General features: G+C 52.8%; 25 protein-coding genes. 12 read left to right on the forward strand and 13 right to left on the reverse strand.

Annotation, left to right across the window (positions count from 1 at the left end; translation table 11 throughout):
• Positions 1-159: 159 nt before the first annotated feature.
• Positions 160-1,089: a transposase gene (locus EVJ22_RS13815; protein ID WP_370246374.1), complete on the forward strand. Its 930-nt coding sequence runs from the start codon at positions 160-162 to the stop codon at positions 1,087-1,089.
• Here EVJ22_RS13815 and EVJ22_RS13820 read toward each other — a convergent pair.
• Positions 1,074-2,699 carry an ABC-F family ATP-binding cassette domain-containing protein gene (locus tag EVJ22_RS13820; RefSeq protein WP_070328113.1) on the reverse strand — a complete coding sequence of 542 codons (1,626 nt, stop codon included), beginning with the start codon at positions 2,697-2,699 and terminating at the stop codon, positions 1,074-1,076. The two genes, EVJ22_RS13815 and EVJ22_RS13820, sit on opposite strands and share 16 nt — an antisense overlap.
• Positions 2,700-2,831: 132 nt before the next feature.
• Here EVJ22_RS13820 and EVJ22_RS13825 point away from each other — a divergent pair, with 132 nt between their 5' ends.
• The gene (locus tag EVJ22_RS13825; protein WP_158625538.1) at positions 2,832-3,443 is read left to right on the forward strand and encodes a stage II sporulation protein M; all 612 of its coding nucleotides are present in this window, start codon (positions 2,832-2,834) and stop codon (positions 3,441-3,443) included.
• Here EVJ22_RS13825 and EVJ22_RS13830 read toward each other — a convergent pair.
• From EVJ22_RS13830 to EVJ22_RS13850, 5 genes are all read right to left on the reverse strand, one after another.
• Positions 3,435-3,899, reverse strand: coding sequence for an SACOL1771 family peroxiredoxin (locus EVJ22_RS13830; RefSeq protein WP_131444140.1), 465 nt, complete (start codon positions 3,897-3,899; stop codon positions 3,435-3,437). The two genes, EVJ22_RS13825 and EVJ22_RS13830, sit on opposite strands and share 9 nt — an antisense overlap.
• Before the next feature lie 54 nt (positions 3,900-3,953).
• Positions 3,954-5,192: a peptidase T gene (gene pepT / locus EVJ22_RS13835; RefSeq protein WP_131444141.1), complete on the reverse strand. Its 1,239-nt coding sequence runs from the start codon at positions 5,190-5,192 to the stop codon at positions 3,954-3,956.
• A gap of 115 nt (positions 5,193-5,307) precedes the next feature.
• Positions 5,308-6,045 carry a glucose 1-dehydrogenase gene (locus tag EVJ22_RS13840; protein ID WP_131444142.1) on the reverse strand — a complete coding sequence of 246 codons (738 nt, stop codon included), beginning with the start codon at positions 6,043-6,045 and terminating at the stop codon, positions 5,308-5,310.
• Positions 6,046-6,137: 92 nt separating this feature from the next.
• Entirely contained in the window at positions 6,138-6,812 is a 675-nt protein-coding gene (locus tag EVJ22_RS13845) for an LrgB family protein (protein ID WP_131444143.1), read from the reverse strand.
• Positions 6,809-7,165, reverse strand: coding sequence for a CidA/LrgA family protein (locus tag EVJ22_RS13850; RefSeq protein ID WP_070328372.1), 357 nt, complete (start codon positions 7,163-7,165; stop codon positions 6,809-6,811). Before EVJ22_RS13850 ends, EVJ22_RS13845 begins: the two co-directional genes overlap by 4 nt.
• Before the next feature lie 152 nt (positions 7,166-7,317).
• Between EVJ22_RS13850 and EVJ22_RS13855 the strand changes: the two genes are divergently transcribed.
• Positions 7,318-8,055 (forward strand): YwqG family protein, encoded by a 738-nt coding sequence (locus tag EVJ22_RS13855; protein WP_131444144.1) that lies wholly within the window; start codon positions 7,318-7,320, stop codon positions 8,053-8,055.
• Between the two features lie 49 nt (positions 8,056-8,104).
• On the opposite strand, the gene EVJ22_RS13860 is transcribed toward EVJ22_RS13855, so the two are convergent.
• Both EVJ22_RS13860 and EVJ22_RS13865 read right to left on the reverse strand, forming a co-directional pair.
• The gene (locus EVJ22_RS13860; RefSeq protein ID WP_131444145.1) at positions 8,105-11,248 is read right to left on the reverse strand and encodes an efflux RND transporter permease subunit; all 3,144 of its coding nucleotides are present in this window, start codon (positions 11,246-11,248) and stop codon (positions 8,105-8,107) included.
• A 29-nt stretch (positions 11,249-11,277) separates the two neighbouring features.
• Complete coding sequence (locus EVJ22_RS13865) at positions 11,278-11,844, reverse strand: TetR/AcrR family transcriptional regulator (RefSeq protein WP_131441679.1); 567 nt, start codon at positions 11,842-11,844, stop codon at positions 11,278-11,280.
• Between the two features lie 227 nt (positions 11,845-12,071).
• Here EVJ22_RS13865 and EVJ22_RS13870 point away from each other — a divergent pair, with 227 nt between their 5' ends.
• From EVJ22_RS13870 to EVJ22_RS13880, 3 genes are all read left to right on the forward strand, one after another.
• Positions 12,072-13,142 carry a Fe(3+) ABC transporter substrate-binding protein gene (locus tag EVJ22_RS13870; protein ID WP_131444146.1) on the forward strand — a complete coding sequence of 357 codons (1,071 nt, stop codon included), beginning with the start codon at positions 12,072-12,074 and terminating at the stop codon, positions 13,140-13,142.
• Between the two features lie 131 nt (positions 13,143-13,273).
• Complete coding sequence (locus EVJ22_RS13875) at positions 13,274-14,911, forward strand: ABC transporter permease (protein ID WP_131441681.1); 1,638 nt, start codon at positions 13,274-13,276, stop codon at positions 14,909-14,911.
• Complete coding sequence (locus EVJ22_RS13880) at positions 14,911-15,618, forward strand: ABC transporter ATP-binding protein (RefSeq protein WP_131441682.1); 708 nt, start codon at positions 14,911-14,913, stop codon at positions 15,616-15,618. Before EVJ22_RS13875 ends, EVJ22_RS13880 begins: the two co-directional genes overlap by 1 nt.
• 51 nt (positions 15,619-15,669) lie before the next feature.
• Here the strand turns inward: EVJ22_RS13880 and EVJ22_RS13885 are convergent, their stop codons facing one another.
• The 3 genes from EVJ22_RS13885 to EVJ22_RS13895 all read right to left on the reverse strand — a co-directional run bounded on the left by EVJ22_RS13885 (position 15,670) and on the right by EVJ22_RS13895 (position 18,776).
• On the reverse strand, positions 15,670-16,557 hold the full coding sequence (locus tag EVJ22_RS13885; RefSeq protein ID WP_131444147.1) for a class F sortase: 888 nt from the start codon (positions 16,555-16,557) through the stop codon (positions 15,670-15,672).
• Positions 16,558-16,575: 18 nt separating this feature from the next.
• Positions 16,576-17,898 carry a globin family protein gene (locus EVJ22_RS13890; RefSeq protein WP_233589726.1) on the reverse strand — a complete coding sequence of 441 codons (1,323 nt, stop codon included), beginning with the start codon at positions 17,896-17,898 and terminating at the stop codon, positions 16,576-16,578.
• 98 nt (positions 17,899-17,996) lie between these two features.
• Positions 17,997-18,776 (reverse strand): helix-turn-helix domain-containing protein, encoded by a 780-nt coding sequence (locus EVJ22_RS13895; RefSeq protein ID WP_131441685.1) that lies wholly within the window; start codon positions 18,774-18,776, stop codon positions 17,997-17,999.
• A gap of 123 nt (positions 18,777-18,899) precedes the next feature.
• On the opposite strand from EVJ22_RS13895, the gene EVJ22_RS13900 reads away from it, so the two are divergent.
• Both EVJ22_RS13900 and EVJ22_RS13905 read left to right on the forward strand, forming a co-directional pair.
• Positions 18,900-20,549: a glycoside hydrolase family 13 protein gene (locus EVJ22_RS13900; RefSeq protein ID WP_131441686.1), complete on the forward strand. Its 1,650-nt coding sequence runs from the start codon at positions 18,900-18,902 to the stop codon at positions 20,547-20,549.
• 103 nt (positions 20,550-20,652) lie between these two features.
• Positions 20,653-21,159 carry a flavodoxin domain-containing protein gene (locus EVJ22_RS13905; protein ID WP_071398822.1) on the forward strand — a complete coding sequence of 169 codons (507 nt, stop codon included), beginning with the start codon at positions 20,653-20,655 and terminating at the stop codon, positions 21,157-21,159.
• On the opposite strand, the gene EVJ22_RS13910 is transcribed toward EVJ22_RS13905, so the two are convergent.
• Positions 21,123-22,721 carry a glycoside hydrolase family 55 protein gene (locus EVJ22_RS13910; RefSeq protein WP_131444149.1) on the reverse strand — a complete coding sequence of 533 codons (1,599 nt, stop codon included), beginning with the start codon at positions 22,719-22,721 and terminating at the stop codon, positions 21,123-21,125. The genes EVJ22_RS13905 and EVJ22_RS13910 overlap by 37 nt on opposite strands.
• 265 nt (positions 22,722-22,986) lie before the next feature.
• Between EVJ22_RS13910 and EVJ22_RS13915 the strand changes: the two genes are divergently transcribed.
• The 4 genes from EVJ22_RS13915 to EVJ22_RS13930 all read left to right on the forward strand — a co-directional run bounded on the left by EVJ22_RS13915 (position 22,987) and on the right by EVJ22_RS13930 (position 24,803).
• Positions 22,987-23,187: a cold-shock protein gene (locus EVJ22_RS13915; RefSeq protein ID WP_016507985.1), complete on the forward strand. Its 201-nt coding sequence runs from the start codon at positions 22,987-22,989 to the stop codon at positions 23,185-23,187.
• A 125-nt stretch (positions 23,188-23,312) separates the two neighbouring features.
• Entirely contained in the window at positions 23,313-23,726 is a 414-nt protein-coding gene (locus EVJ22_RS13920; protein WP_131444150.1) for a pyridoxamine 5'-phosphate oxidase family protein, read from the forward strand.
• A gap of 194 nt (positions 23,727-23,920) precedes the next feature.
• Complete coding sequence (locus EVJ22_RS13925; protein ID WP_071398824.1) at positions 23,921-24,424, forward strand: DoxX family membrane protein; 504 nt, start codon at positions 23,921-23,923, stop codon at positions 24,422-24,424.
• Positions 24,425-24,506: 82 nt separating this feature from the next.
• Positions 24,507-24,803, forward strand: a complete 297-nt coding sequence (locus tag EVJ22_RS13930) for a DUF3817 domain-containing protein (protein WP_021068057.1) — start codon at positions 24,507-24,509, stop codon at positions 24,801-24,803.
• Positions 24,804-24,828: 25 nt separating this feature from the next.
• Here EVJ22_RS13930 and EVJ22_RS13935 read toward each other — a convergent pair whose 3' ends face one another.
• On the reverse strand, positions 24,829-26,094 hold the full coding sequence (locus EVJ22_RS13935) for an MFS transporter (RefSeq protein WP_131441689.1): 1,266 nt from the start codon (positions 26,092-26,094) through the stop codon (positions 24,829-24,831).
• Between the last annotated feature and the right edge of the window lie 53 nt (positions 26,095-26,147).

Raw genomic sequence — 26,147 nt, forward strand, 5'->3', positions numbered from 1 at the left:
CATCCGTGCCAACGCGAACAAGAAGAAGTTCGACAAGGTCGAGGTCGAGCGCGTTGTGAACGCGATTGAGGGCGAGCTCCTAGACCGGGTGAACGAAGAACGGTCGGACCGTGGAAAAAAGCGCTGAAGCCCGCCTCACCGAAAAGGGAGAGCCGGTTCATCAAGGTGAGCCGGACCGACCCGGATGCGGGCTATATGTATCGTGACCAGAAGCCGGAAGGCTTTTTCTGGCTGGCGCACCGGACGGTCGACGCCAAACACAACTTCATCGTCGATGTGCACGTCACGCCCGGGAACGTGTCAGACAGCACCGTCTACCTCGCCCGTCTCGAGCATATCCTCGGCCGATTCGGCTATCCGCTAGAGGCAGTCGCCCTCGATGCGGGGTACTTCACGACAGAGATTGCGAAGGCGCTCATCGAGCGCGGCGTCTTCGGCGTCATCGCCTGGCGCCGCTTCGGCGTCATCGCCTGGCGCCGCTTCGGCGGGAAGAAGGGGATGTTTCGGAGGACGAGCTTCAAATATGTATCAGAAGAAGACGTCTATGTCTGCCCGGCGAAACAGCGTCTCACCTATCGAACGACAGACCGACACGGGTATCACCACTACGCCTCCGACCCCGCCGTCTGTAAGAACTGCCCGCTTCTCGAGAAGTGTACGTCCAATCGTGCCCACCGGCGCGTCATCACCCGTCATCTTGATGAAACCTATCGCGAATTGGTGAACCGGAACCGTCTGTCCGAATCCGGACGATACCTCTATCGTCTCCGGCCGCAGACCGTGGAGCGCTCGTTCGCCGATGCGAAAGAGCTTCACGGGCTCCGCTTCACGTTCTACCGGGGGACCGAGAAGGTCCAGTGCGCCAACCTGGTGGCAGCCACCGCACAAAACATGAAGAAATTGGCCAACCTGTTGGCCGAAAAAGACCGTCTACATAGCATTTCTTCAATTTTATGCCCGGCAGAGCGCCTCGAGCTCGATGAACACAAAAAGAGACGAACCAAATCGCGATGGGCGATTTGGTTCGTCAACAGCCTGAAAAATCGATCGGCGCGTGCGCCGATCGATTTTTATTATGCGTTTTGGTAAAGTGATTCGACTTGTTGTTGAAGCGATTCGTTCTCGAGGAACTGGTCGTACGTCGCTTCTTTGTCGACAATCCCGTTCGGCGTCACTTCGATGATGCGTGTCGCAATCGTCGAGATGAGCTGATGGTCATGTGAACTGAAGAGGAGTACGCCTTTGAACGTCTCGAGTCCGTTGTTGAGAGCTGTGATCGATTCGAGGTCCAAGTGGTTCGTCGGATCGTCAAGGACGAGCACGTTCGAGTTCGAGAGCATCATCTTCGAGAGCATGCAACGAACTTTCTCTCCCCCTGAGAGGACAGACGCTTTCTTCATGACTTCTTCGCCAGAGAAGAGCATACGGCCGAGGAAACCACGGAGGAACGTATCTGACTCGTCAGCTGGCGAGAACTGGCGTAACCAGTCCAAGATGCTCTTATCTGAGCCTTCGAAGTATTCCGAGTTGTCTTTCGGGAAGTACGATTGGATCGTCGTCACGCCCCATTTGACCGTACCCGTGTCTGGCTCCATCTCACCCATGAGGATCTTGAAGAGTGTCGTGATGGCGACGTCGTTGCGACCGACGAAAGCGACTTTGTCCATTTTGTTCAATGAGAACGTGACGTTGTCGAGTACTTTGACGCCGTCGATCGTCTTCGAGACGTTGTCGACGTACAAGACGTCATTTCCGATTTCACGTTCCATCGAGAAACCGACGAACGGATAACGGCGTGATGACGGACGGATGTCGTCCAGTGTGATCTTATCGAGCAACTTTTTACGCGACGTCGCTTGACGCGCCTTCGAGGCGTTCGAGCTGAAACGAGCGATAAAGTTTTGGAGCTCTTTGATCTTCTCTTCTTTTTTCTTGTTCTGGTCGTTGGCCATGCGCGATGCGAGTTGGCTCGACTCGTACCAGAAGTCGTAGTTCCCGACGTACAGTTGAATTTTACCGAAGTCGAGGTCAGCCATATGTGTACAAACTTTGTTCAAGAAGTGACGGTCGTGGGAAACGACGATGACAGTGTTCTCGAAGTTGATCAAGAACTCTTCGAGCCATTGAATCGCTTTGATGTCAAGTCCGTTCGTCGGCTCATCGAGGAGCAAGATGTCTGGCTTACCGAACAACGCTTGGGCAAGGAGTACCTTGACCTTCTCGCCACCCGTGAGCTCGCTCATGAGTTTATGGTGCGACGCGTCAGTGATTCCAAGACCTTGGAGCACCGTTGCGGCTTCCGACTCGGCTTCCCAACCGTTCATCTCAGCGAATTCACCTTCGAGTTCAGCGGCACGCATGCCGTCTTCGTCAGAGAAATCTTCTTTCATATAGATTGCATCTTTTTCTTTCATGACTTGATACAAGCGCTCATGGCCTTTGATGACTGTTTCAAGCACAGCCTGGTCTTCGTACGCATAATGGTCCTGTTTGAGGACGGCGAGACGTTCGCCAGGTGAGAAGCTGACGTCACCCGTTGACGTCTCTTGCTCACCGGCAAGAATTTTCAAGAATGTTGATTTACCGGCACCGTTCGCGCCGATCAAGCCGTAACAGTTGCCTGGTGTGAACTTGATGTTCACGTCTTCGAACAACTTACGACCACCGAATTGAAGACTTACGTTATTTACTGTAATCATGTATAGAATACCTCGTTTTTCTGATTTGTTTACGACGTGTATTGTATCACGTTTTTTAAAAACGCGCAGTCGCGGGTAAATATGAAACAAATGTGGAACGGATTCGTATGAATGGATAAGGGGGAATCGTTCATGAAAACATCACTATCGATCCGCGAGGCGTGGAACGACTACTACCGCAAAGATTTCGTCCGACTGTTGCTCGTGTTCTTCGTGACAGGCGTCGTCTCTTATTGGTTATTCCGCACGTTCGTCGCGGCCGAACAAGTCGACGAGATTTTAGCCCAACTCGGCGAATCGTTTGAAGCGAGCGGGCTGACGTTCGACTCGAGCGCACGCGACACGATGATCGCCTTGTTCGTGAACAATACACGTGTCACGTTGCTCGCCTTCTTGCTCGGGATAATCCCGCTCTTCATCCCGTACGTGTTCGTCGTCATCAACGCCGCCGTTATCGGCCTCGTCGCCATGCTCGTTGGTTTCACGGGCGAGTCGGTCATCAAAGTGCTCATTCTCGGGATTTTACCGCACGGCGTCACCGAGATCTCGGCGATCCTGCTCGGGGCGGCGATGGGACTGTCGCTCAACCGTCATGTATGGAAGAAGTTACGAGGAAAAGAGACGGACGTCACGTTCAAAGCGCTATTGCTCGCAGGGTTCAAGACGTTCTTATTTATCGCGGTACCGCTCCTCGCTGTCTCCGCTGTCATCGAGGCGTACGTCACGCCGCTCTTGCTACAGTGAACTTACTGCCGTATCAGACCGCTTGACCGTCGTGTCGAGCTCGAACGTCACGTTGCCGGCCAAGGCGCGTGAAATCATACAGCCGTCTTTAGCTTTCTTAGCAATCCGTTCGACGAGCGTGATATCCCGGTCGGTCGCCGCAGCGAGGACGTTGATCACGGTTTTATAACGGATCGTCTCGTATGTGAACACGCCGTTCGTCACGTCGACGATACCTTCGGCGTCGATCGTGATGCCTTGATGGGAAAGATCGCTCCGTCCAAGCATGGCCGCGAGCGTGATGATATAGCACGTCGCCGCAGCTCCGAGGAGCATCTCATCGGGATTCGTCCCGATACCAGGGCCGTCCATTTCCGGGGGGATCGAAATTTGCGTCTTCAACCGTTCGGCCTCGATCGTGCCGACGTCGTTACGTCCGCCAGTCCAGTCAAGGTTCATGTGAAACGTATGCTTCATAAAAATCGCCTCCAATGTCTCTAGTGTAGAAGAGAATGATTGGAGGCGCATAGATTATGCTCGCGCGCGTTCGGCGAACGTGCGGAGCGTCTGGATGATGACGTGTGTCGCTTTTTCCATATTGTTGACGGAGACGTACTCGAACTTGCCGTGATAGTTCTCGCCGCCAGTGAAGATGTTTGGCGTCGGGAGACCCATATACGACAGTTGCGAGCCATCGGTCCCGCCGCGGATCGGTTCGATTACCGGTTCGATCCCGAGCTCGCGCATGACGTCGGCGACGGTGTCGACGATGTGTTTGACCGGCTCGATCTTCTCGGCCATGTTGTAGTACTGGTCGTCCATCTTCAAGTCGACGCGTGCCTCGCCGTATTTTTGTTTCCATTCGGCGACAAGTTTCTCGAGCAAGACTTTCCGGGCTTCGAACTTCGTCCGGTCGTGGTCGCGGATGATGTATTGGAGCGTCGTCGTCTCGACATCACCCGAGAATCCGTTCAAGTGGAAGAATCCTTCGTAATGGCTCGTATGCTCCGGTGCCTCGTCGGCCGGAAGGCGGTTATGGAACGCCATCGCCAGTTTCATCGAGTTGACCATCTTGTTCTTGGCGCTGCCCGGGTGGACGTTCGTGCCGTGGAAGGTGACCGTCGCCCCGGCGGCGTTGAAACTCTCATATTGAAGTTCGCCGAGCGGACCGCCGTCCATCGTGTAGGCGAAGTCAGCGTTGAAGCGGGCGACGTCGAACTTATGTGGCCCGCGACCGATCTCTTCGTCCGGTGTGAACGCGATTCGGACCGGTCCGTGTGGGATTTCCGGATGGGCCAGTAAGTATTCGACCGCCGTGACGATTTCCGCCATGCCGGCCTTATCATCGGCACCGAGCAGCGTCGTTCCGTCCGTCGTCATGAGCGTATGGCCGACGTAATCATCAAGTTCGGGGAAGTCACGCGGTGACAAGATAACATTGGGTGCCTCGTTCAAGACGATATCGCCACCCGCATAATGTTCAACGAGTTGCGGATTGACGTTGGTGCCCGTAAAATCGGTCGCCGTATCGACGTGAGCGAGCAGCCCGATCGTCGGCACGTCATGGTCGACGTTACTCGGCAACGTCGCGAACAAGTAGCCATACTCGTCGGTCTCGACGTCCTCGAGCCCAATCGCCTTCAGTTCGGCCTCGAGATGGCGGATCAAGTCCCATTGTTTCGCCGTCGATGGCGTCGTCTCACTCGTGAAGTCGGATTGGGTATCAATCTTTGCGTAGGTCATTAATCGTTCAATCAATTTTGCTTGCATAAAAAATACCTCCCCATATCGTTTCTCATCCGTTTTAGTGTAGCACGGGAACCGTTTGGAGAAGTATCAAAATTGTTTGAAAAATGGACAGGCGACCGAAGCGCCTGTCCATCGTTTACTGGATGATGACCCCGCCGTCGATGACGAACTCGGCGCCCGTGAAGTAACTCGACTCATCCGAGGCGAGGAACAAGACGAGGTTCGAGACGTCGGCCGGCTTTCCGATTCGTTTAAGCGGCACTGTTTCCGCCATTTGTCTGACGACTTCTTCAACGCCAGGTTGCATGATCATTGGCGTCTCAATCAATCCCGGATGAATCGAGTTGACGCGAATCCCGTCGGCTGCGACTTCGAGGGCGACTGCTTTCGTCATCCCGCGGACCGCGAATTTCGAGGCGACGTACGCGGCACCGCCAAGACCGAGCATGCCTGAAATCGATGAGATCTTGATAATTGATCCGTGGCCGGCTTTGCGCATTGATGGGATGACGGCTTTCATGCCGAGAAAGACGCCGACTTGGTTAATATCGATGACTTTTCGATAATCCGCCTCAGATAGTTCGTCGATCGTATGCGTCAGGGCGATTCCAGCATTGTTGACAAGAATTGAAATCGGACCGAACTTCGATTCGGCGGTCTTGACCGCGTCTTCCCAATCTTCAAGTTTTGTCACATCATGCTTCAAAAAGATGACGGTGTCACCGAGTTCTTGTGCGAGCGCCTCACCTTCATCTGCCAAAATGTCTGTGAACAACACGTGTGCCCCTTCTTCCACTAACTTCCGCACATGTGACGCACCCATCCCCCGGGCACCGCCGGTCACAAGCGCGACTCCACCTTGTACACGTCCCATTGTCCTTCCTCCTTTTCAAAAAAGAAAGCAACCTTCTTCTCTAATTATAATATGAGATGTTACATATTATAAAATATTTTGAATAGCTAGAATTAGAAAAGGATAGGGAGCAACAACGGCAACAAAAACGACGTAAGAATGGCGGTCAGTCCCATTGCGGCACCACCTGTCGCGCCTGAGAGCGGATGTTCGGTCGCGGCTTGGGCCGTCCCGATGCCGTGGCTGATCGTCCCGAGAGCGAGTCCGCGCGTGAACGGGTCGGTCACGTTGAACATAGAGAGAATCACTGGGCCGAGCATGGCGCCAAGGATGCCGCAGGCGACGGCGACCGAAGCGGCGAGTGCGGCGTCACCTTGCAACTGTCGTGCCAGTTCGAGCGCGATCGGTGACGTCACCGATTTGACGGACAAGGCGAGCAAGACGTGATCCGTCAACTTGAGCGCGGTCCCGAGACCGACAGCGACGAAAATCGTCGATAACGTCCCGAGCACGATGGCACCAAGCGCTCGTTTAGCCCGAGCGAGCAGGATCGGTAAGTTGCGATAGAGCGGCAAGCCGAGCGCCACCGTTGCCGGCCCGAGCAGTGTCGTGATCGCATCTTTCGCCGGCGCATACGTGTCGTAGGTCTGTCCAAAGACGAGCAACAACAAGATGAGCGTGAGCGTGCTCAAAAAGACGACGTTCGTGAACGGGGACGCCCATTTGAATGACAGCTTCCGGCTCAACATATAGACGGCAATGGTAATCAATATCCAGAAGACGGTCATGACGCCTCACCGTGTTTTCCGGAAACGAGCGCCGTCACGACGAGGCCAATCGTCATGCTGATGATCAAGGCGAGGAAGAGCGGAACGCCTTCTGCCTTTAAGAGCGAGCTATACGACATGAGCCCGACGGCAATCGGGATGAAGAAAAAGGCGAGGTGCTTCGTCAAGAAACCGGCGCTATCTTCGATCCATTCGACGCGGATGATCTTGGTCATCAATAAGAGCAGTAACAGGACCATGCCGATGACGCTCCCTGGCACTTTTAAAGCGAGCACGGCGACGATCCAATTCCCGAGCGCGCTCAAGCCAAATAAGAGCGAAAGGCCGATGATCCATTTGATAAGACGTTGCATGTGATTCATCCTTTCGCATATACGTTCAAAACGTATGGATTCTCTCAAACTTTATCATCTAGGTCAAGATGGAGGCTATGGCAAAAAAGATAATGGGTACATATGTTCGGGGGTGGTATAATGAGCTCACTACTAATAAATGAGGTGTATTTATGGAACAAACGGCAGTCGAACGGTTCATTCAAGAACATCAAATCAAAAATGAGGCAGACGTCTTGAATGCGTTCCAACAACGAATCAATTTGAGTATGGTGCCTCGAACGACACGAGAAGAGGTGGCGATTGGCCATTCGAAATTTGGTGGGTATCCTGACTTGTCGAACGCGGTCGACCATCCGGGTGAGGACTTGACTTTTTTGGCCCAGTTCCGTCTCAGCGACTTCGCGGGGTACGAATCTGTTACCGCTTTACCGAAGGACGGGCTGCTGTCTTTCTTTTATAATCTCGAAGAACAACCGTGGGGCGACAAGGACGAACGTCATCTTTGGCGTGTTGTGTACACGGAAGACACAGACCTTGAACGTGTCAAAGTCGGGGAGGCGCTGAACGAACGGGCGGTCTCGTTTGATGAATCATACGCACCGAACGTTGATGTGCTCGCCCATCTATTGAATGACGATCAGTTCGAGGCGTTCGAAGAGCTGATTGACGATGAGGAATTTCACGCAATCGGCGGTCATCCGAACGCAATTCAAAATGATGTGTTCGAAGAGGTTCAGGACACATATGGTGACCGCTTCAAGCGGCCGTTCCTGCTCTTCCAAATGGATTCGTCAGAAGAGCTCGATATCATGTTCGGCGATGTCGGGATTCTTTACTTTTTGATTCCGACAGAGGCGCTTCAGGCCAAACGATTCGAGGAGACCGAAATGATCATGCAATGTTACTGAACACAACAAAAAGAGATTTGACCGGCTCTCGGTCAAATCTCTTTTTGAATTATGCTTGTTGTTTCTTGCGGAATCGAGCGAAGAACTCATAGACGATTGGGACGATGAGTAACGTCAGTAACGTCGAACTTGTGAGTCCGCCGATGACGGTGACACCGAGACCTTTCGAGATGAGTGCGCCGCCTTCGAGTCCGAGGGCGAGTGGTGATAAGGCACCGATCGTCGCGAGCGCCGTCATAAGGATCGGACGGAGTCGCGTACCGGCTGCTTCGAGCAACGCTTCACGCGTCGATAGACCGGCTTCTTCTTTATGAATGACGCGGTCGATCAAGACGATCGCATTTGTGACGACGATCCCGATCAACATGAGCGCACCAATCAAAGCAGATACGGAAATCGTTTCTCCCGTGATCAAGAGGGCGACGAGTCCGCCGATGATCGCATAAGGGAGCGAGAACAATACGACGAACGGGGTGACGGCACCGCCGAACGTGACGACGAGCACCAAGTAGACGATGGCGATGGCTGCGAGCATCGCGAGGCCGAGCTGCGTGAACGATTCTTGAATCTGTTCTGTCACGCCGCCGACATCATACGAGACGCCCGTCGGGAGATCGATGTCAGAGACACGTTCCTCGATGGCGGCCGACGCTTCCGTCGCCTTGTCCGTGCTAAGTTCGACGCTGACGGTAGCAAGGAGCTTGCCGTCGCGCTGGACGAGTGTGTCCGGCGTCGTACCTTCTTCGACTTTGATGAAGTCTGAGATTGGGCGCGGCCCGAACGGCGTCGTCACTTCTTGCGCTTGCAAGTCTTCAATGCTGTCATACGTGACTTGTTCCGTTGGGATGATGACGTCTAGCTGTTTGTCATCGATCGTCACACTGGCGAGCGGACTGGCCTGTGCTTGGAACTGACCGATCGTTTGAGCGAGTTGAGCGGCCGAGACGCCAGCTTCAGCTGCTGCTTGTTGATCGACGTTGAACGTGTACTGGACGTATGACTCACGAAGATCAGACGTCGCTTGGCGGACGTAGTCCGTCTCTTCTTCGATCGTCTCGATGAATGTCGGGACAATCGCTTCAAGATCTTCGAGCGAGTTGGCGTAGACGTTATACGTCACACCGCTCGTTCCGGCACCGCCGGCGAAGTTTTGTTCTTTCCATTCTCCGCCTGAGGCAAGTTCGTTCAATTGTTCGATGTCTGCCAATTTGACGTCGGCAAAGTCTTCTGTGTCCGGGTCGTACTGGACGATGAAGATCCCTTGCTTGTTATTCCCCGGGTTGAGCGGGTTTTCGCCACCGACCGTGAACTGGACGTCGGTCGCGTTCGGCTGGTCTTCCATAAAGTACGTCTCGGCGATCTCAGCAGCCTCGATTGAGTCGTCAAGCGTCTGTCCTGGTTCTGGGTCGAACGTGACGAACAGCGTTTTCTCAGAATCTTGGTTCAAGAAGTTGATCCCGATGGCTGGTACGAGGGCAAAACTGCCGATTAAGAGAAGTGTCGCGAGTCCGAAGACGACGAGCTTATGATTGAGCGACCAGTTGAGCACACCGCGGTACCATTCGGCAAGTTTACCGGGTCCTTCTTCCGGCTTCAGCTTGTCACGGTTTTTAAAGAACGAATCGGCCATCATCGGTACGACCGTGATCGCGACGAGGAGCGAAGCGAGCAAGGCGAAGACGACGGTCAAGGCGAACGGCAAGAACAGTTCGCCGACGAAGCCGGTCACGAAACCGAGCGGTAAGAAGACGGCGATCGTCACGATTGTCGATGACGCGATCGGGACGAACACTTCTTTCGTCGCGGCGATGATCAACGCTTTGCCGCGTAACGGTTCGTTCGGACGAGTGAGTCGACGATAAATGTTTTCGATGACGACAATCGAGTCATCGACGACGCGTCCAATCGCGACGGTCATCGCCCCGAGCGTCATGATGTTGAGCGTGATATCGAGTTGCTTCAAGACGATAAGCGCCATCAAGAGCGATAGCGGGATCGAGATGACAGCAATGATCGTCGAACGGAAGTTACGAAGGAACACTAAGATGATCAAAATGGCGAATAGTCCGCCGAGTAACGCCTTCGACACCATCGTCTCGACCGATTCTTCAATCGGCTGACCTTGGTCGAGTGTGATTGAGACGTTCGCCGTATCATATTCAGCCTCAAAGTCGTCTAAAATCGTTTTGACGGCGTTGACGACGTCGACAGTGTTCGCGTCTTGTGTCTTCGTCACTTGAATTCCGATCGAACGTTCTCCGTTCGACCGCGAGATTGATTCTTCGATGCCGCGGTCTTCGATTGTCGCGAGTTCGCTTAAAGCGACGGTCGGGACTGTTGTCGGCACATTCGCAGGTGGGACTGTGCCAGGGACTTCGCTTGGCAACTCAGGTGTCTCACCGGTTGGGAGCTCGCTAGGAGCACCTGGGACAGCCGGTTCGGCTTGTGCTGGTGAGTACGGGATTTGCAGGTCACGGAACGCTTCGAGCGTCTCCGACTTCCCGTCGATGACGACGGCCTGTTCCGTATCCCCGAGCTCGTACAAACCGAGCGCGATACGGGCATCGTTTGCTTGAATCAACTGTTTGACCGCATCTTCTGTCAAGTTGTATTCGGCAAGTGCGGCCTCGTCGAAGCGAAGCTCGACGCGACGGACTTCTTGACCGGCGATTTGGACGAGCTGGGCACCTTCGACACCTTCAAGGGCCGGTTGGAGCTCGTCTTCGACAAGTTTTGTCAACTCAGCTAAATCGAGGCTTTCATCTGAAACGGCTGCACCGACGACCGGGAACGCGTCGAAGCTGAGGCGTGACACTTGCGGGTCTTGGACGGACTCTGGCAGCTCGACGTTGCTGAGTGCATCTTTGACCTGTTGTTCGGCTGCTTCCATATCCGTGCTGAAATCATAATCGATTTGAATGTTCGAAGCGTTTTGGAACGAAGACGAACGAACTTGTTCGACACCGTTCAAACTCTTCAAGCGATCTTCGAGAACGGTGCTCACTTCGTCGAGCACTTGTTCAGGGGAAGCACCGGGATAAATCGTCGTTACCGAGACGGTCGGTGTCGTGATGTCAGGCAGTGTCTCTAGTTTCATCGTCAGGCCGGCAAAGATTCCGGCGGCCGTTAAGATGATCGTCATCAACCAAACGGCGAACTTGTTGTTGACGGAGAAGGTCGTGATCTTTTGCATGGGGTTCATTTCTCCTCTAATAAATTAGTCTAGTTTCCCGAATCGATATGTCGGGCGCGCTCGATGAGTCGAGCAATAATGGCTTGTTTTAAAGCGGTAGGGGGGACGCCGACATTGAAGTGTTCGGACATCATCATCCCTTCAAGGGCGTAGCGGATGATCATCGTCTCGACGGGATCGCTCGTCTGTTGAAATTCGGCGAAGAACGTGTCGAGGTCATGCTTCCAACGGTCGGCGTACGCTTGATCGACGGCGAATAACGTCAAGAAGGCAATCATCTTCTCGGCATCAATATGAATCGGTGAGCGTTCCGGATAGAGTTTCGTCTCATCAAATAAGCGGACGAACGCCTCGACCGGACCGTGGCCGTCAGCCTGAAGTGATTCGTATAAATCGTTTTGTTCGGTTTGAAGCCGTTCGACGATGGCGGTCAAAAGCGCTTCTTTCGACGGATAATGATACAACAGGCCGCCTTTTGAGACACCAGCGGTCTTTGCGACTTCATCTAATGTCAGTTGGTGCACTCCGTGCTCCATGATGATCTCGGTCGCGGCATCTAACAGTTTTTGTTTCGTGATAGTTGATCGGTTTGTCATTTCGTCACTCCTTTCTGTACCGACCAGACGGTCTTTTCATTTCAACTATAGGCGCCTCATCATTTTGAAGTCAAGAAATGATATCGTCAAAACTGTTAAGTTATAAATACATAACTACTGGTAACGTTTTCAAAAAAAGGTTGACATGAGAATGATTATCATCGATTATAGTGATTGAGAGTAATTATCATTACCAACAAAGAGACTAAAACGTGGGGGAAATATAAATGAACAAAAAGTACATGGCACTTGGACTTTCGGCAGCACTTACGACATCACTGCTCGCGGCTTGCGCGAGCACGGAAGAGACGACTACTACGGGGGACAATGAGACGGCAGAAGAATCAAAAGTCGTCAACGTCTACTCGAGCCGTCATTACGATGTCGACAAAGAGCTCTACAAACAGTTCGAAGAAGAGACGGGCGTGAAAGTCAACGTCGTTGAAGGAAAAGGTGATGAACTTCTTGAACGTTTGAACACAGAAGGTGAAAACACAGAAGCGGATCTCTTCATTACTGCTGACGCCGGGAACTTGCACCAGGCAAAAGAAGCAGGGCATCTTCAAGCGGTCGATAGCGATGTGCTTGAGTCGAACATCCCAGAAAAATACCGTGACACGGACAAAGAATGGTTCGGTCTCACGAAGCGTGCACGTGTCATCGTCTACGCGAAAGATCGCGTGAAGCCGGAAGACTTGTCGACGTACGAAGCGCTCACGGAAGAACAGTGGAATGGGAAAGTGCTCGTTCGTCCATCTGAAAACATGTACAACATCTCACTCCTCTCGTCATTCATCGAAGTGAACGGCGTCGACCAAGCGAAAGAATGGGCAGAAGGCATGGTCAAAAACATGGCGCGTGACCCACAAGGGAACGACCGTGACCAAGCGAAAGCCGTCGTCGCCGGTGAAGGTGATGTGGCCATCATGAACACGTACTACATGGGTCTCATGCTGAACTCAGAAGACGCGGAAGAGAAGAAAGTCGCTGAAGCGCTCGGTGTCTTCTTCCCGAACCAAGACACGACAGGTACGCACGTCAACATCTCTGGAATCGCGATGACGAAAGCGGCGAAGAACTCTGACAACGCGAAGAAACTCATGGAGTTCATGTCTGACCCGTCAGCACAAGAGCAGTTCGCAAGCGCCAACTACGAGTACCCGGTCAACGAATCGGTCGAGCCGAACGAGCTCCTCAAATCATGGGGTGAGTTCAAAGAGCAAGATATCAACCTATCTGTTCTCGGTGAAAATCAGCAAGAAGCCATCCGCATCTTCAACGAAGCCGGTTGGAAATAAGACGACTTCGGCTTGAACGCATGTTCAGGCCGAAGGTTTTTGCGTTTCCTGACAGTCTAAAGGTATGACCGGGACGATGAAACTGATATGATGGGACAGGAAGTAAATGAAAGAAACGGGAGCTGTAAGACATGAACTGGTATGCAATCAAACGACAACTGAATGGATGGTCCATCCTGAGCTTTATCGCGTTGTCGTTTATCGTCTTGCCAGGAATCGTCGTCTTAGTAGAACTGTTCGCACCGGTCAATGACAATTGGCAACACATTCGCGAATATCTGCTGCCGACGTATGTGAGGAACACGTTGTTCATCATGCTCGTGACCGGTTTCTTGACGACCATCATCGGAACGAGCCTCGCTTGGTTCGTCACGGTGTATGACTTCCCGTTACGGCGGTTCTTCAAATGGGCGCTCATCTTGCCGCTCGCAATCCCGCCGTATATCGGTGCTTACACGTATCATGGCATCTTGAACTACACCGGCGTCATCCAGACGACGCTGCGCAACGAGTTTGGCATCACCGTGGATCAGACGTACTTCAACATCATGACGATCCAAGGGACGATCTTCATCTTCACGTTGTTCTTGTATCCGTACATTTATACGATCACACGAGCGTTCCTACACAATCAGTCGTCGTCGATGATCGAGAACGCCCGCATCCTCGGACGCGGGTCGTGGGATATCTTCTTCACCGTCGTCATCCCGATCTCGCGCGTCGCCATCATCGGTGGCGTCAGTCTCGTCTTGATGGAAGTGTTGAACGACTACGGCGTCGTCAAATACTTTGGGATCCAGACGTTCAGTACGGCCATCTTCAGCACGTGGTTCGGTATGAAGGACACGTCTTCAGCGCTAAAACTTGCCGGCACGCTCATGATCATCGTCATCGCCATCTTGATGGGGGAACGACTCGTCCGGGGCCGCAAGCAGTTCAGCTATGCGACGACAAAAGTGAAGCCGCTCAAGCCAAGACCATTGAACGGCTGGCATCGTTACGCCGTGTTCGGTTACGTGGCGACGATCTTCGGCATCGCTTTCGCGATCCCGTTCATCCAACTCGTCGCTTGGACGTTCTTGACGTTCGAGCAAGTGTTCACGGCTGAATTTTTCCGCCTCGTCTGGAACACGGTGAGCGTCGCCTTTATCGCGACGATCATCATTCTCGTATTCGCACTCATCATCGCCAACTATACGCGGTTGTTCCCATCGAACATGACGCGCGTCATCTCGAAAGTGACGACGCTCGGCTACTCGATTCCAGGAGCGGCCATCGCCATCGCTGTCATCACGTTATTTTTACTATTAGACGAATGGGTGCTAAAAGCAGCGCTCGCGCTTGATCTCGGACAGACGTTCGTGTTCCGGACGACGCTCATCATGCTCATCTTCGCCTACGTCATCCGTTTCCTCGCCATCGGTTACAACTCGATCGAGAGCGGATTTGAGAAAGTCGGGAAGTCGTTCACGGAAGCGTCACGCATGCTCGGTTGGGGCACGGTGCAGACGTTCTTCCGGGTCGATATCCCGATGATCAAAGGGGCGATCATGAGCGCGTTCATCCTCGTCTTCATCGATATTATGAAAGAGTTGCCGCTGACGCTGTTCTTGCAGCCGTTCAACTTCTCGACGCTTGCGACGCAGGCGTTCAAATATGTCAGTGATGAGAAGATTCACGAAGCGGCGCTCGCGTCGATCGTCATCGTTCTCATGAGCGGATTGTTAATCTTTGTGTTCCATAAGGTGCTTGATAAGGAGGCCGACTAATGTTTGTTCAAATCAACGATTTACACTTCAGCTATAAAGGTGCGCAAGCAGAGACGATCAAAGGATTCTCGCTCTCGATCACGAAAGGCGAGATCGTATCCCTCCTCGGCGACAGCGGTTCGGGGAAAAGTACGATCTTGCGCCTCATCGCCGGTCTCGAGATGCCAAATCAAGGCGTCGTCGTCGTCAACGATTGCGTCTGTTGTGACGACTGCCAGTTCATGCCGCCCGAACAACGCGGCGTCGGTATGGTGTTTCAAGACTATGCGCTCTTCCCGCACATGACCGTTGAGAAGAACATCCGCTTCGGCCTCCATAAGCTCAGCCGGAAGGAGCGGAACGAACGGGTCGAGGAGATGCTCACGCTCGTGAACTTATCTGAGTTCCGGCATCGCTATCCGTATGAGCTGAGCGGTGGTCAGCAACAGCGTGTCGCGCTCGCGCGTGCGCTCGCACCGAAGCCGTCCCTCTTGATCTTAGACGAGCCGTTCAGTAACTTGGACACGTCGCTCCAACACCGGATCCGCGACGATCTGCGCCGTCTCCTCAAACAGACGGGGACGACGACGATCTTTGTCACGCACGACGAAGAAGACGCGGAAGCGCTCGCTGACCGCATCGTCTATCTCGGAGAAGGCAAAATTAAAAAGCAGATCATGACGGAGAACAACAAGACGTTCAACCCGCAAATCCCATGTTTCGTCTAATCGAAAGAGCCCACAGACAGTTGTCTGCGGGCTCTTTTTTGCTTCCTTCGTCTATTCCGAAGGAGCCGACTCGTTCCCGAGCCGGTCGATCGCCGTCACGTAATACGACGCTTGTTCGTTCGTTACCTCAACACTCTTCCGGGCGTGTGACGGGACGCTCTCGATACGTGTCGCGCTTCCGTCGATGACTTCATAGACACGGTAGCCGATGACGGCATCGTCACGGACCGCGTGCCATGTGAGCAAGTTACCGCTTAACGTGACGTTCGTCGGGACGTCGAGTTCCACTGTCGACTTGATCTCGCTATCGACAAGCTCCGTGTAAACGACGAAACGTTGGTCATAACCGCCGTTCCCGAACGTACCGGAACACGTGATCAAGTTCAAGTTGCGATTCGACGTGGCGCCGAAGATCTCGTCGATCGGGGCATTTTTCGTGTCATAATTCTCTGTTTTTGTGACACGAAATAGCAGCGTGTTGCCGTTCTCGTCGATAATCGTCACGTCATCGCCTGTCTTCAGTTGATCGAGTTCATAAAAGACGGCGGGCCCCGTCTTACTATCAACGTGTCCGGCGACGACGGCGTTGCCTTTACTGCCTGGTTTGACACCGGGTTCGAACCAGCCGACTTGATTCTCGTCAACGGGTACGCCCATCTGTCCGTTATCGAGCACGCCGACCTGTTCGATCGCGGTGTCGACATTGATGCTCGGAATTTGAATCTGGACAGGTGTAACGGCTTTAGTGCTTTCCTCTTCCTCGGCTAAACGAAGTTTCTTCACCTCTTCCTGTAGAAGTGAGAATTCAGCCGATAAATCTGGGCTCTCCTCTATTTGTTTTTCTTCTACAGGTGGTGATGACGATTCTTGAGCGCTCGTCCACGACCAGAAGCCAAAACAAAATAGAGAGAGCGCCAAAAACAAATGGCGCTTGTTCATTGGGCTCTCTCCTTTAGTTTATTGTTCTGATACTTTACGGTTGCGAAGCGTGACAAAGGCGAGCATGATTCCGCCAAGTATAGCAAGGCCAGCGTAAAGAGTATTCATTGATTGTGCTTGTGCACCACCGAGACCTGTTTCAGGCATCTCTGCAGGCATTGTCGTTTCAGCGAACTTGTCAGGCATTTGTGTCACGATCGCGTTACCGAGTGTTTCACCAACACCGAACATGAACGCGTATCCTTCACGGAATGACATCCAAGCTGCATCTGCGTCACCGGCTACATATTGATCGAACGTTTGGAGCACGAGTGCTTCATGTTGCATGATCGCTTCTTGACCGGCCGCTTGTGGCAAGTTGCCTTCTGTCGCTGCATCGAGGAACGTACTGAAGTCGACAGCGAACTGATCGAGTTTCATGCGTGCTTCTTCGATTTTAGCTTCGTCGCCTTCAAGTGTTGCTGCGACGATGTCACCTTGTGCTGTGATGTGGTTTCCGTTCCATACTTTTTCAAACTGAGCCGCACCTTCGTCACCGTAGACCGAACCGATGGCTGCTTTAAAGTCGAGCGTGTTTTGATCTTCAGCCCAGCTGACGTAGTCGAAATCTTCCGCTTTGTCGTAGCCTTTTTGCATGCCGATCGCAGCGAGAGCGAAGTGTTCACCGGCGAGGCTGTTCAATGTCGAACGAAGTTCTACAGCTGGCGTGTCAGCAGGTGTCGGGAATTTGTCAGGCATTTGTGTGACGACCGCTCCTGAGAGGGCTTTACTGATGTCGAACATGAGCTTGTAGCCTTCACGGTATGTCATGTAAGCCGACTCGTAGTCACCGGCGACGTAGTTATCAAACACCGAGAGAACTTGATCTTCGTGAAGTTCAAGGACGTCAGCGGCTGCTTCTTTCGGTAAGTTGCCTTCTGTCGCAGCATCGAGGAATGTCGAGAATTCTTCGACGAACTCATCGACTTCGGCTTCAGCCTCGGCACGAAGTTCTTTGTCGTCTGACTTGGCAGCTTCGACGAAGTCAGCCGAGTAGCTGTTATGGCCGGCGAAGATGTCTTCGAACTGAGCCGCGCCTTCGTCACCGTAGATTGAGGCGATGGCTGGCGTCATGTCGAGCGCATTTTGATCGAGTGCTTTCATTGCGACTTCGGCATCCGGTGCCCCGTCGTAAGCTTTCATCATCGATGTGACGGCTAAGACATAATGCTCAGATAGTAATTGGTCGAGCGTGGCACGAAGGTCTCCAGCTGGCGTGCTCACCGTTGGCGCCTCTGCTGCTTGGGCGTTCAATGGTACGAGTAACCCCAGTGCCAGTGCCGGTGCTACAAATTTGTTCATTGTTTTTTTCTTCATGTTCAATCGCTCCTTTTTTGTGAATGGTTGTCGTTGTTTACACCCATCTAACGGAGCGGTTCAAAAAATGGATCACTTTTTGATTATTTTTTTTCGTTTTTTTGTTGAAGTGTGCGGTAAACCCCTGGTGCGACGCCATATTTCCGTTTAAAAATCCGGTGGAAATAAGGATACGTTCGAAACCCGGACAGCTCGGCAATCCGTTCGAGCGAATGTTGCGTATACCGCATTTGCTCTTCGGCGAGCTGAAGTCGGATCGTGTGCGCGTACTCGATGATCGTCATCCCGGTCACTTCCTTAAAGAGGTGCACGGTCCGCGATACGCTCAAACCGACAGTATCAGCGACGTCGGCAATTTTGAAGTCGGCGGTGACGTTTCCTTCTATATAACGCATCATGCGAGACACGACCGGGGGACGTACATTCGTCCGGACGTCTCGCATCGATCGGTCGAGCATGAGCAGAAGCGCCTCAATCAACTTCTCGATCAACGCAGTGCTCTGTTCATCGGTCGGTCGTCGTGCCTCTTCCGTGACGTGTTGCCAAAGCGACAGGAGGCGAGGGTCAATCGAGATCGTAGTGAGCCGTGAGCGGTTGCCTGCCGACCACCACGCGTCGAGCGTCGGACCAGTGCAGAACAAATGATAGTCGCCACTCGCCGGGGTATCGATATTCAACTCATAGTAGTCACCCGGTTTGACGAGCAACAGATCGCCGGGGTGCGCGACGTACGTCTCCCCGTTGACGAGGATTCGGGCCGACCCTTCAGTCTGCAAGCGGATCAAGTACGTGTCCAACCGGTTGGCGAACGGAAAAGTATATGCTGCTGTGTGATACGAATAGCCACAAAAGCCGATTTCCATCGAATTACTCCTTTATAATAGCAAGATTGTGCATATCTTAATCATATCATGGATAGGCACAGGCGGCGGGACAAGGTACGATGATGACGTCAGATCTGAACCGATGATGAGGAGGAGACTTTTATGAAACAATGGTGGAAAGAAGCGGTCGTCTATCAGATTTATCCGCGCAGCTTTAACGACTCGAACGGGGACGGAATCGGGGACATCCCGGGCATCACGGAAAAGATGTCCTATTTGGCTGAACTCGGGATCGACGTCATCTGGTTGTCACCGGTGTACGATTCGCCGAACGATGACAACGGCTATGACATCCGCGACTACCGTGCGATTATGGATGAGTTCGGGACGATGGACGATTTCGATGCGATGCTCGAAGAGGCGCACCGTCACGGCATCAAGATCATGATGGACCTCGTCGTCAACCATTCTTCCGATGAGCACCAATGGTTCATGGAGTCTCGGTCTTCGAAAGACAGCCCGTACCGTGACTACTACATTTGGAAAAAAGGCGAGAACGGTCAGCCGCCGACGAACTGGGGCGCGTTCTTTGGCGGCAGCGCGTGGGCGTACGATGAAGCGAGCGACGAATATTATCTGCACTTGTTCAGTAAGAAACAGCCCGACTTGAACTGGGAGTCGGAGGCGCTGCGCCGCGAAGTGTACGATTTGATGGCCTACTGGCTCGACAAAGGCGTCGACGGTTTCCGGATGGACGTCATCAACATGATCTCGAAAGACCAAAGCTATCCAAACGGGGAGACGCGCGGGACGGGCTACGGAGACGGAACGCCGTTCTTCTTCAACGGGCCGCGCATCCATGAGTTCATGCAAGAGATGAATCGTGAAGTGTTGTCGAAGTACGATACGATCACGGTCGGGGAGATGCCGGGTGTCAGCGTCGACGAGGCGAAGCTTTACACCGGTGAAGACCGTGACGAGCTCAACATGGTGTTCCATTTCGAGCACGTCGACGTCGGCAACGGCAGCTTTGGGAAGTGGAATCCGACTGACTGGAAGCTGACGGAGTTGAAGACTATCTTCTCGCGTTGGCAAGAAGGACTCGAGGAAGAGGGCTGGAACAGCCTATATTGGAGCAACCACGACCAACCGCGGGCGATCTCGCGATTCGGCAACGATTCGGACGAGTACCGGGTCGTCTCTGGCAAGATGCTTGCGACACTCCTGCACATGTTGAAAGGGACGCCGTACATTTATCAAGGCGAAGAGTTCGGCATGACGAACGTCGCGTTCGACTCGATCGACAAGTACCGTGACATCGAGACGCTCAACGCGTATCGCGATTACACATCGAACGATTTGTTGACGCACGAGGAGATCTTCCGCGGCATCCACGCCCGAGGACGCGACAATTCGCGGACGCCGGTCCAGTGGTCGGCTGACGCGCAAGGTGGGTTCACGACCGGTACGCCGTGGATCGATGTCAATCCGAACTATGTCGACGTGAACGCGGAAGCGGCACGTCTTGATCCGAATTCACTCTTCCATTACTACCGTCAGTTGATCGCGCTGCGGAAACAGAATCCGGTCGTCGTCTACGGGAAGTATGAGCTGTTGCTCCCGGAAGACGAAGCCGTCTACGCGTTCACGCGGACGCTCGAAGGAGAGACGTGGCTCGTGATGTGCAACTTCTCTGCTGAAACACAAGAACGGACGTTGCCGTATGACGTCAAAGACCGTGTCATCGGCAATATGGAGCCGATCGAACCGTTCACGCTTCGTCCGTACGAGGCACAAGTGTACAAACTATGACAAAAAACTCGCCCAAGCGGCGAGTTTTTTTCAAGCGTATAGTATTCTCCAAACCATTCGGGAATAGGAAGAGTAGACTCTGACTTAATAAGGGGGAAACGAGATGAAGACGTTGATTGCGTATACGTCACGATATGGTACGAGCGAGAAAGTCGCCCATCTTTTGGCCGCACGGTTGTCCGGAAACGTCCACGTTCAAAACTTGGTCGATGAGCCAGACGTCGATTGGGCAACGGTCGACCACGTCATCGTCGGGGGATCGATCCGGATGGGGAAAGTTCAAGACGAGCTGACCGACTGGTTGAAGCAAAACGAAGTCCAATTGCTCGAACGTCCGCTCGGATTGTACTTGTGCGCCGGCACGCCGACCGTTGCGGAGCGGCAACGTGAGCTCGAAGGCGCGTACGGGGAACATTTACGAGCACACGCCTACTTCGTCGAAGTTGTCGGCAGCGGCTATGACTTTGAGCGGATGGGCTTCCTCGACAAAGCCATCGTCCGGATGATGGCCAAACAGACGGTCAGTTCGCTCAATTTGGACGAAGCCCGGTTGAATGAGCTCGTCGAGTCGGCTCAAGCGTCACTTCGCACCCGATTTGAGAAACCATAAGCGAATAAGTCGTGCGCTTCGACCGGGCTACTCGTGGAGATGAGGACATCTCCACTTTTTTGTTCGCCTTCGATGTGTTTTAGCACGACGTTAGCGAGCTGTCCGCCGATCTTAACTGAGATCGGGGCCGAATTCCGGCACGTGACATCTTCGATTGTGACGTGATCGGTCCGATTGTCGCCGCCGAAAAGTTCGATGTCGGCACGGCTAGAAACGAACCCGCTTGTGGCAATTCGTTTTAATTGAACGTTCCGAGACTTATACTGGACGGCGAGCGCTGGATGTCCTGTATAATCATAGGACGGGTCACCGATAGCCGTAAAGCCATGGATCAATACGTCTTGGTACGCCGATATGACGAGGCTACGGGGCGACGACTTGGCGTATAGCTTCGAGCGTACCGGTTCAATCGATAGTAAATTCGTCCCTGAGATGAACCGCGCCGTCTTCGACTCGGGATCGTCGGCCAAGTGGTGCCCGATGTGGCGAAAGTTGAAGGACCGGTTATCACGATACGAGACGTGCCCAAAAATATGAACGTCATGGGCGGCCGAGGACGTACCGTGGGCTTTCACCTCGACGCCTCCAAAACAACCTTCCGTCATATTGTTGACGAGCACGACGTGACGCGAACCGTCATCGATCTCGATGCCGTTTGAATTGGAGAAGCCGTGGGCGTGCGTACGTCCGTGCGGGTGATGACAATAGCAGTTCGTGATGTAGATGGCGTCGCTATGATGCGTCGTGATGCCGTCGTCCCCATAGTTCGTCGCCTCGCAGCGGTCGAGCCAGATGTAGCGGCTGCCTTTTTTGGCACGCAACCCGTCCCCGAGGTAATGATAGTGAGGGGCGGTGATATCGAACGCGTGCAGCCCGGCACCTTTGGCGGTGACGTGATGGACCCAGGCGAATTTGACGTGGGCGAACGTCAACGCGCTCGAAGCCGTGTCTCCACTCGACGTCCGATCGACGTCGCCAAGGCGCTCGACGTTCCAGTCGAGCGTCAGATGGGCGACCTCAATGTGATGATTCCCATAAAACGGTGTCGCATTTCGCAGCAGACGGCGATGCTTCGGTGTACCGTCGGCCAAGCGTAATACCGTGTCCTGTTGTCCCGCACCTTCAAGCACGCAGTTCGAGGGGATCCGGACGCCACGGACGATATAGACACCGGCCGGCACGTGGACGTGGCGGTTCGACCGAAGCGCGAGCCGGAATGCGAGCGTGCAGTCCGTCTTGCCGTCCCCGACGGCCCCGTAATCGGTCACGTCGACGTGATAGCGTGTCGTCTGCAGTAAATTCAAATGTTCCGCGTCGAGACGACGCATCCAGACGGGCCGGATGAGATCGTCGACGACCTCGAGCGGGAGTGCACTCGTCACCGGTGTGATTCGTTCCGTCATCGGCAAGTGGGAGCGGTACGACTTCGATTGGTCAGGATAATGGTCGTGTCGCGTCGCTTGATGCCAAGCGAGCGTCTCCGTCAATAGCTCATCTGTCGACCAGGCCGCGTGACGGGCGATGGTGGCAGCGATATGCGTGCGGTCAATTTGATTCATCATATGAGTCGTCCTCCTAACGTTCACTACATGTGATGTACCCGTTTTGAAATTATTTTTAGCAAACCGAAGTATTTAGTAGACAGAAGCATTTATCCATGGTATATTACATATGTGCTTAATTAAGAATAGCTGGAAACATAATTCACAATCGCTTGGGATTATTTTTCATGAAAGATAATCCAACAAGTTTTGTGCTTTTTTTTGGTCAGTTTTTTCTAGTAAGGCACTACTAGAACGCACAGCGTTTATTTCAGGAGGGTTCATTATGAACACAGGTAAAGTAAAATGGTTTAACTCAGAAAAAGGTTACGGCTTCATCGAAATGGAAGGCGGAGACGACGTATTCGTACACTTCTCAGCAATCCAAGGCGACGGCTTCAAGACACTTGAAGAAGGCCAAGCAGTAACTTTCGAAATCACTGACGGAGCTCGTGGCCCACAAGCTTCTAACGTTGAAAAAATCTAATCTTCCTTTCCAAGGAATTTTATAACCTGCTCGCTTCGGCGAGCAGGTTTTTTCGTGTCTTCGTGTTTAATCAAATGCCGCAAGGGAATGATTATACGAGTGACTATGATAAGGGGGCTTTTTAAATGGATGCTAAAACAATGGCACAACAAATTCTAGATGCAAGCAACGTGGGAACGATGGCCACGGTATATAAAGGGAAGCCGCACAGCCGATACATGACGTTTTTCCATGACGGTCTGACACTCTATACGGCAACCTCGAAAGATACGGATAAAGTCGATGAGTTGAAGAACAATCCGTATACGCACGTCTTGATCGGCTACGACGGGGACGGGGTCGGCGACACGTATCTAGAGATTTTAGGAGAGACGTCGGTGTCTGATGACGAGTCGATGAAAGAAAAAGTGTGGAACGAAAAACTTGAGGGCTGGTTCGACGGCCCGGACGATCCAAAACTCGTCATTTTAAAAATCTCACCGCAATCGATGCGTGTGATGAATAAAAAAGGCCAACCGCCACAACAAGTTGATCTTTAAATCAGTGGAAGCAATGTCTCGAGCAGACGTTGCTTTTTTTGGTGCAATTTCCAAAAAGTGACTGACCTGTGACACACATATGAACGAAACGTGAACTATTGTCTCAAGCTATGTGAAAACATGAACATGGGTGATATATTGTGAATGTAATCACATATAAGCAATCATTCACCCATTCAAAAGGAGGAATTATCATGTTCACAAAGTTTTGGCAAAACCACAATATCGCAACCGGCATCTTGACGGTGTTACGGATCTGGCTCGGCTATCAATGGCTCACAGCCGGATGGGGTAAAATCACAGGCGGGTTCGGATCAGAAGGCTTTCTGAATAATGCGCTCACGCTTGCGACGGGAGATCACCCGGCGGTCGCCGGCTGGTGGGCAACATTCCTTGAAAACTTCGCGATCCCAAACGCAGCACTTTTCGATATCTTAATTCCATACGGTGAATTCTTGGTTGGTCTCGGTCTCTTGCTTGGTGCCCTCACACGCAGTGCGGCTTTCTTCGGACTCGTCATGAACATGGCATTCTTATTGTCAGGAACGGTCAGCACGAACCCGACGATGTTGATCGTATCGGTCTTGATTCTCGTCGCGGGCTACAACGCAGGCAAAATCGGCGTCGACGGTTTGTTCCTTCGCCGCTTCGTCGAAACAAAAATTTCGCATCGTTCACCAAATCGTCAAATAGCCTAACGACTTTCTAACGTTCTCCTGTGACAAACTTCACCTCTATCGGCTACGATGAACGTAGCATCGATTAAAAAGGAGAACGGATATGAACGCAACTCGATTCAAATGGCTCGGTTATACAGAGGGGATGTCATTCCTGCTCTTATTGTTGATCGCAATGCCGCTCAAGTATTTGGCTGGCATGCCGCTAGCCGTCAGCATCGTCGGTGCGGCCCATGGTTTCCTGTTCGTCGCTTACGTGGCGGCAGCGGTTTACATGGCGTGGCGCTTCAACTGGGGCTTCAAAGTGTTAGTCCTCGCGGTCATGGCTTCGGTCATCCCGTTCGGACCGTTCTTGTTAGAGAAACGAGTCCTTCCATCAACAGAGAAGACATCGAACTGAAAAACGTTCGATGTCTTTTTTTCGTTCATTGACGCGTCGGCGCGCTTTCGACTTCAGCCAGTACCGTCGCTTTTTCAACCGCGATATCGTGACGGATGCGATGCATCGCGAACAGCGTGATCGAAAGCAGGCATACCATGCAAATTGTATAAAGTGACGTGACCGACATCCATTCGCTCAATAACCCGAACGACACGAAACCGAGCGGGGTGATCCCCATGGCGAGTGATTCGAGGACACCCATGACACGACCGAGGTAGCTTGGTTCCGTGTTCGTCTGCAAAAACAGTTGGATGGGAATATTGACGCGGATGATGAAGAAACCGCTCAACAAAGCGAATCCGGTGAGGAAGACGATGGCGGGTGTGACCGAGAAGTCAAAATAGAGCGGAACGGCCGGGCCGATAAAGAGGCAACTCATGACGATAAGCGATGTGCGGACCGTCGCTAGACGATACTTGATCTTAAAGAACGGCAGCGCGTGGGCAAGAGAGGCGACTAAAAATCCGACTGCGAACATACTTTCTAAAAAGCCGAACTGGAGCGGGCTGACCCCGATCTGTTGCAAGGCGGCAATCGGGAACAGTACTTCCGAAGCCACGAAGAAGAAGTTGAGGAACGCCGCAAGAATCGTCAGCGTCCATAGCACGCGTTGGCGTTTCAAATAGCGGAAACCGGAGCGGACGTCGTCCCACGTCGATTGATCGGTGGAAGCATGTTCATACGCTTGGAATGTGAGACGTGAGGCGAACAGGGCGGCAATGAGGAACAAGAGGGATGAGCTGAACAAGAACGCTGAAATCGGTAATAGCTTGAACAGCGCCCCGGCTAAAAGTGGCGTACCAATACTTGAGACGGAAATGATACTTTGGATGAGCGAATTGGCGCGTTGAAGCCCGTCTTCGTCGAACAGGAGTGGAATCGAACTCGTCAACGTGACAGACAAGAAAGTGGAGACGATAGAAAGCAGACATGTAATAATCAAGAAAGCAGGAACGCCGAACGTCCAAATGAGGCTCGCGGCCCCGGCCAAGAAGAACAATAGCCCGTTGACCGATTCCATCGTGATGATGACGCGTTTTCGGTTCAATTTGTCAGCATATGCACCGGCAAACGGTGATAATAGAACACGAGGCAACGTCCCGGCCAGTAAGACGAGGGCGAACTGGAGCCCGGAACCGGAAGTTGTCAGCACCGTCAATCCGGCGACGAACGTGAATAGACTGGAAGCGAATAACGACATGAATTTCCCGAGCAACAACACGTGCAAGTTCGAGGTAGAAGTAGTCATACATAGTCTCCTTTGCAATTAAGTTCAATGTGATTTAACATTATAATAGACGA

It is taken from the genome of Exiguobacterium sp. SH0S7, from assembly GCF_004337195.1.
Classification (GTDB): domain Bacteria; phylum Bacillota; class Bacilli; order Exiguobacteriales; family Exiguobacteriaceae; genus Exiguobacterium; species Exiguobacterium aurantiacum_A.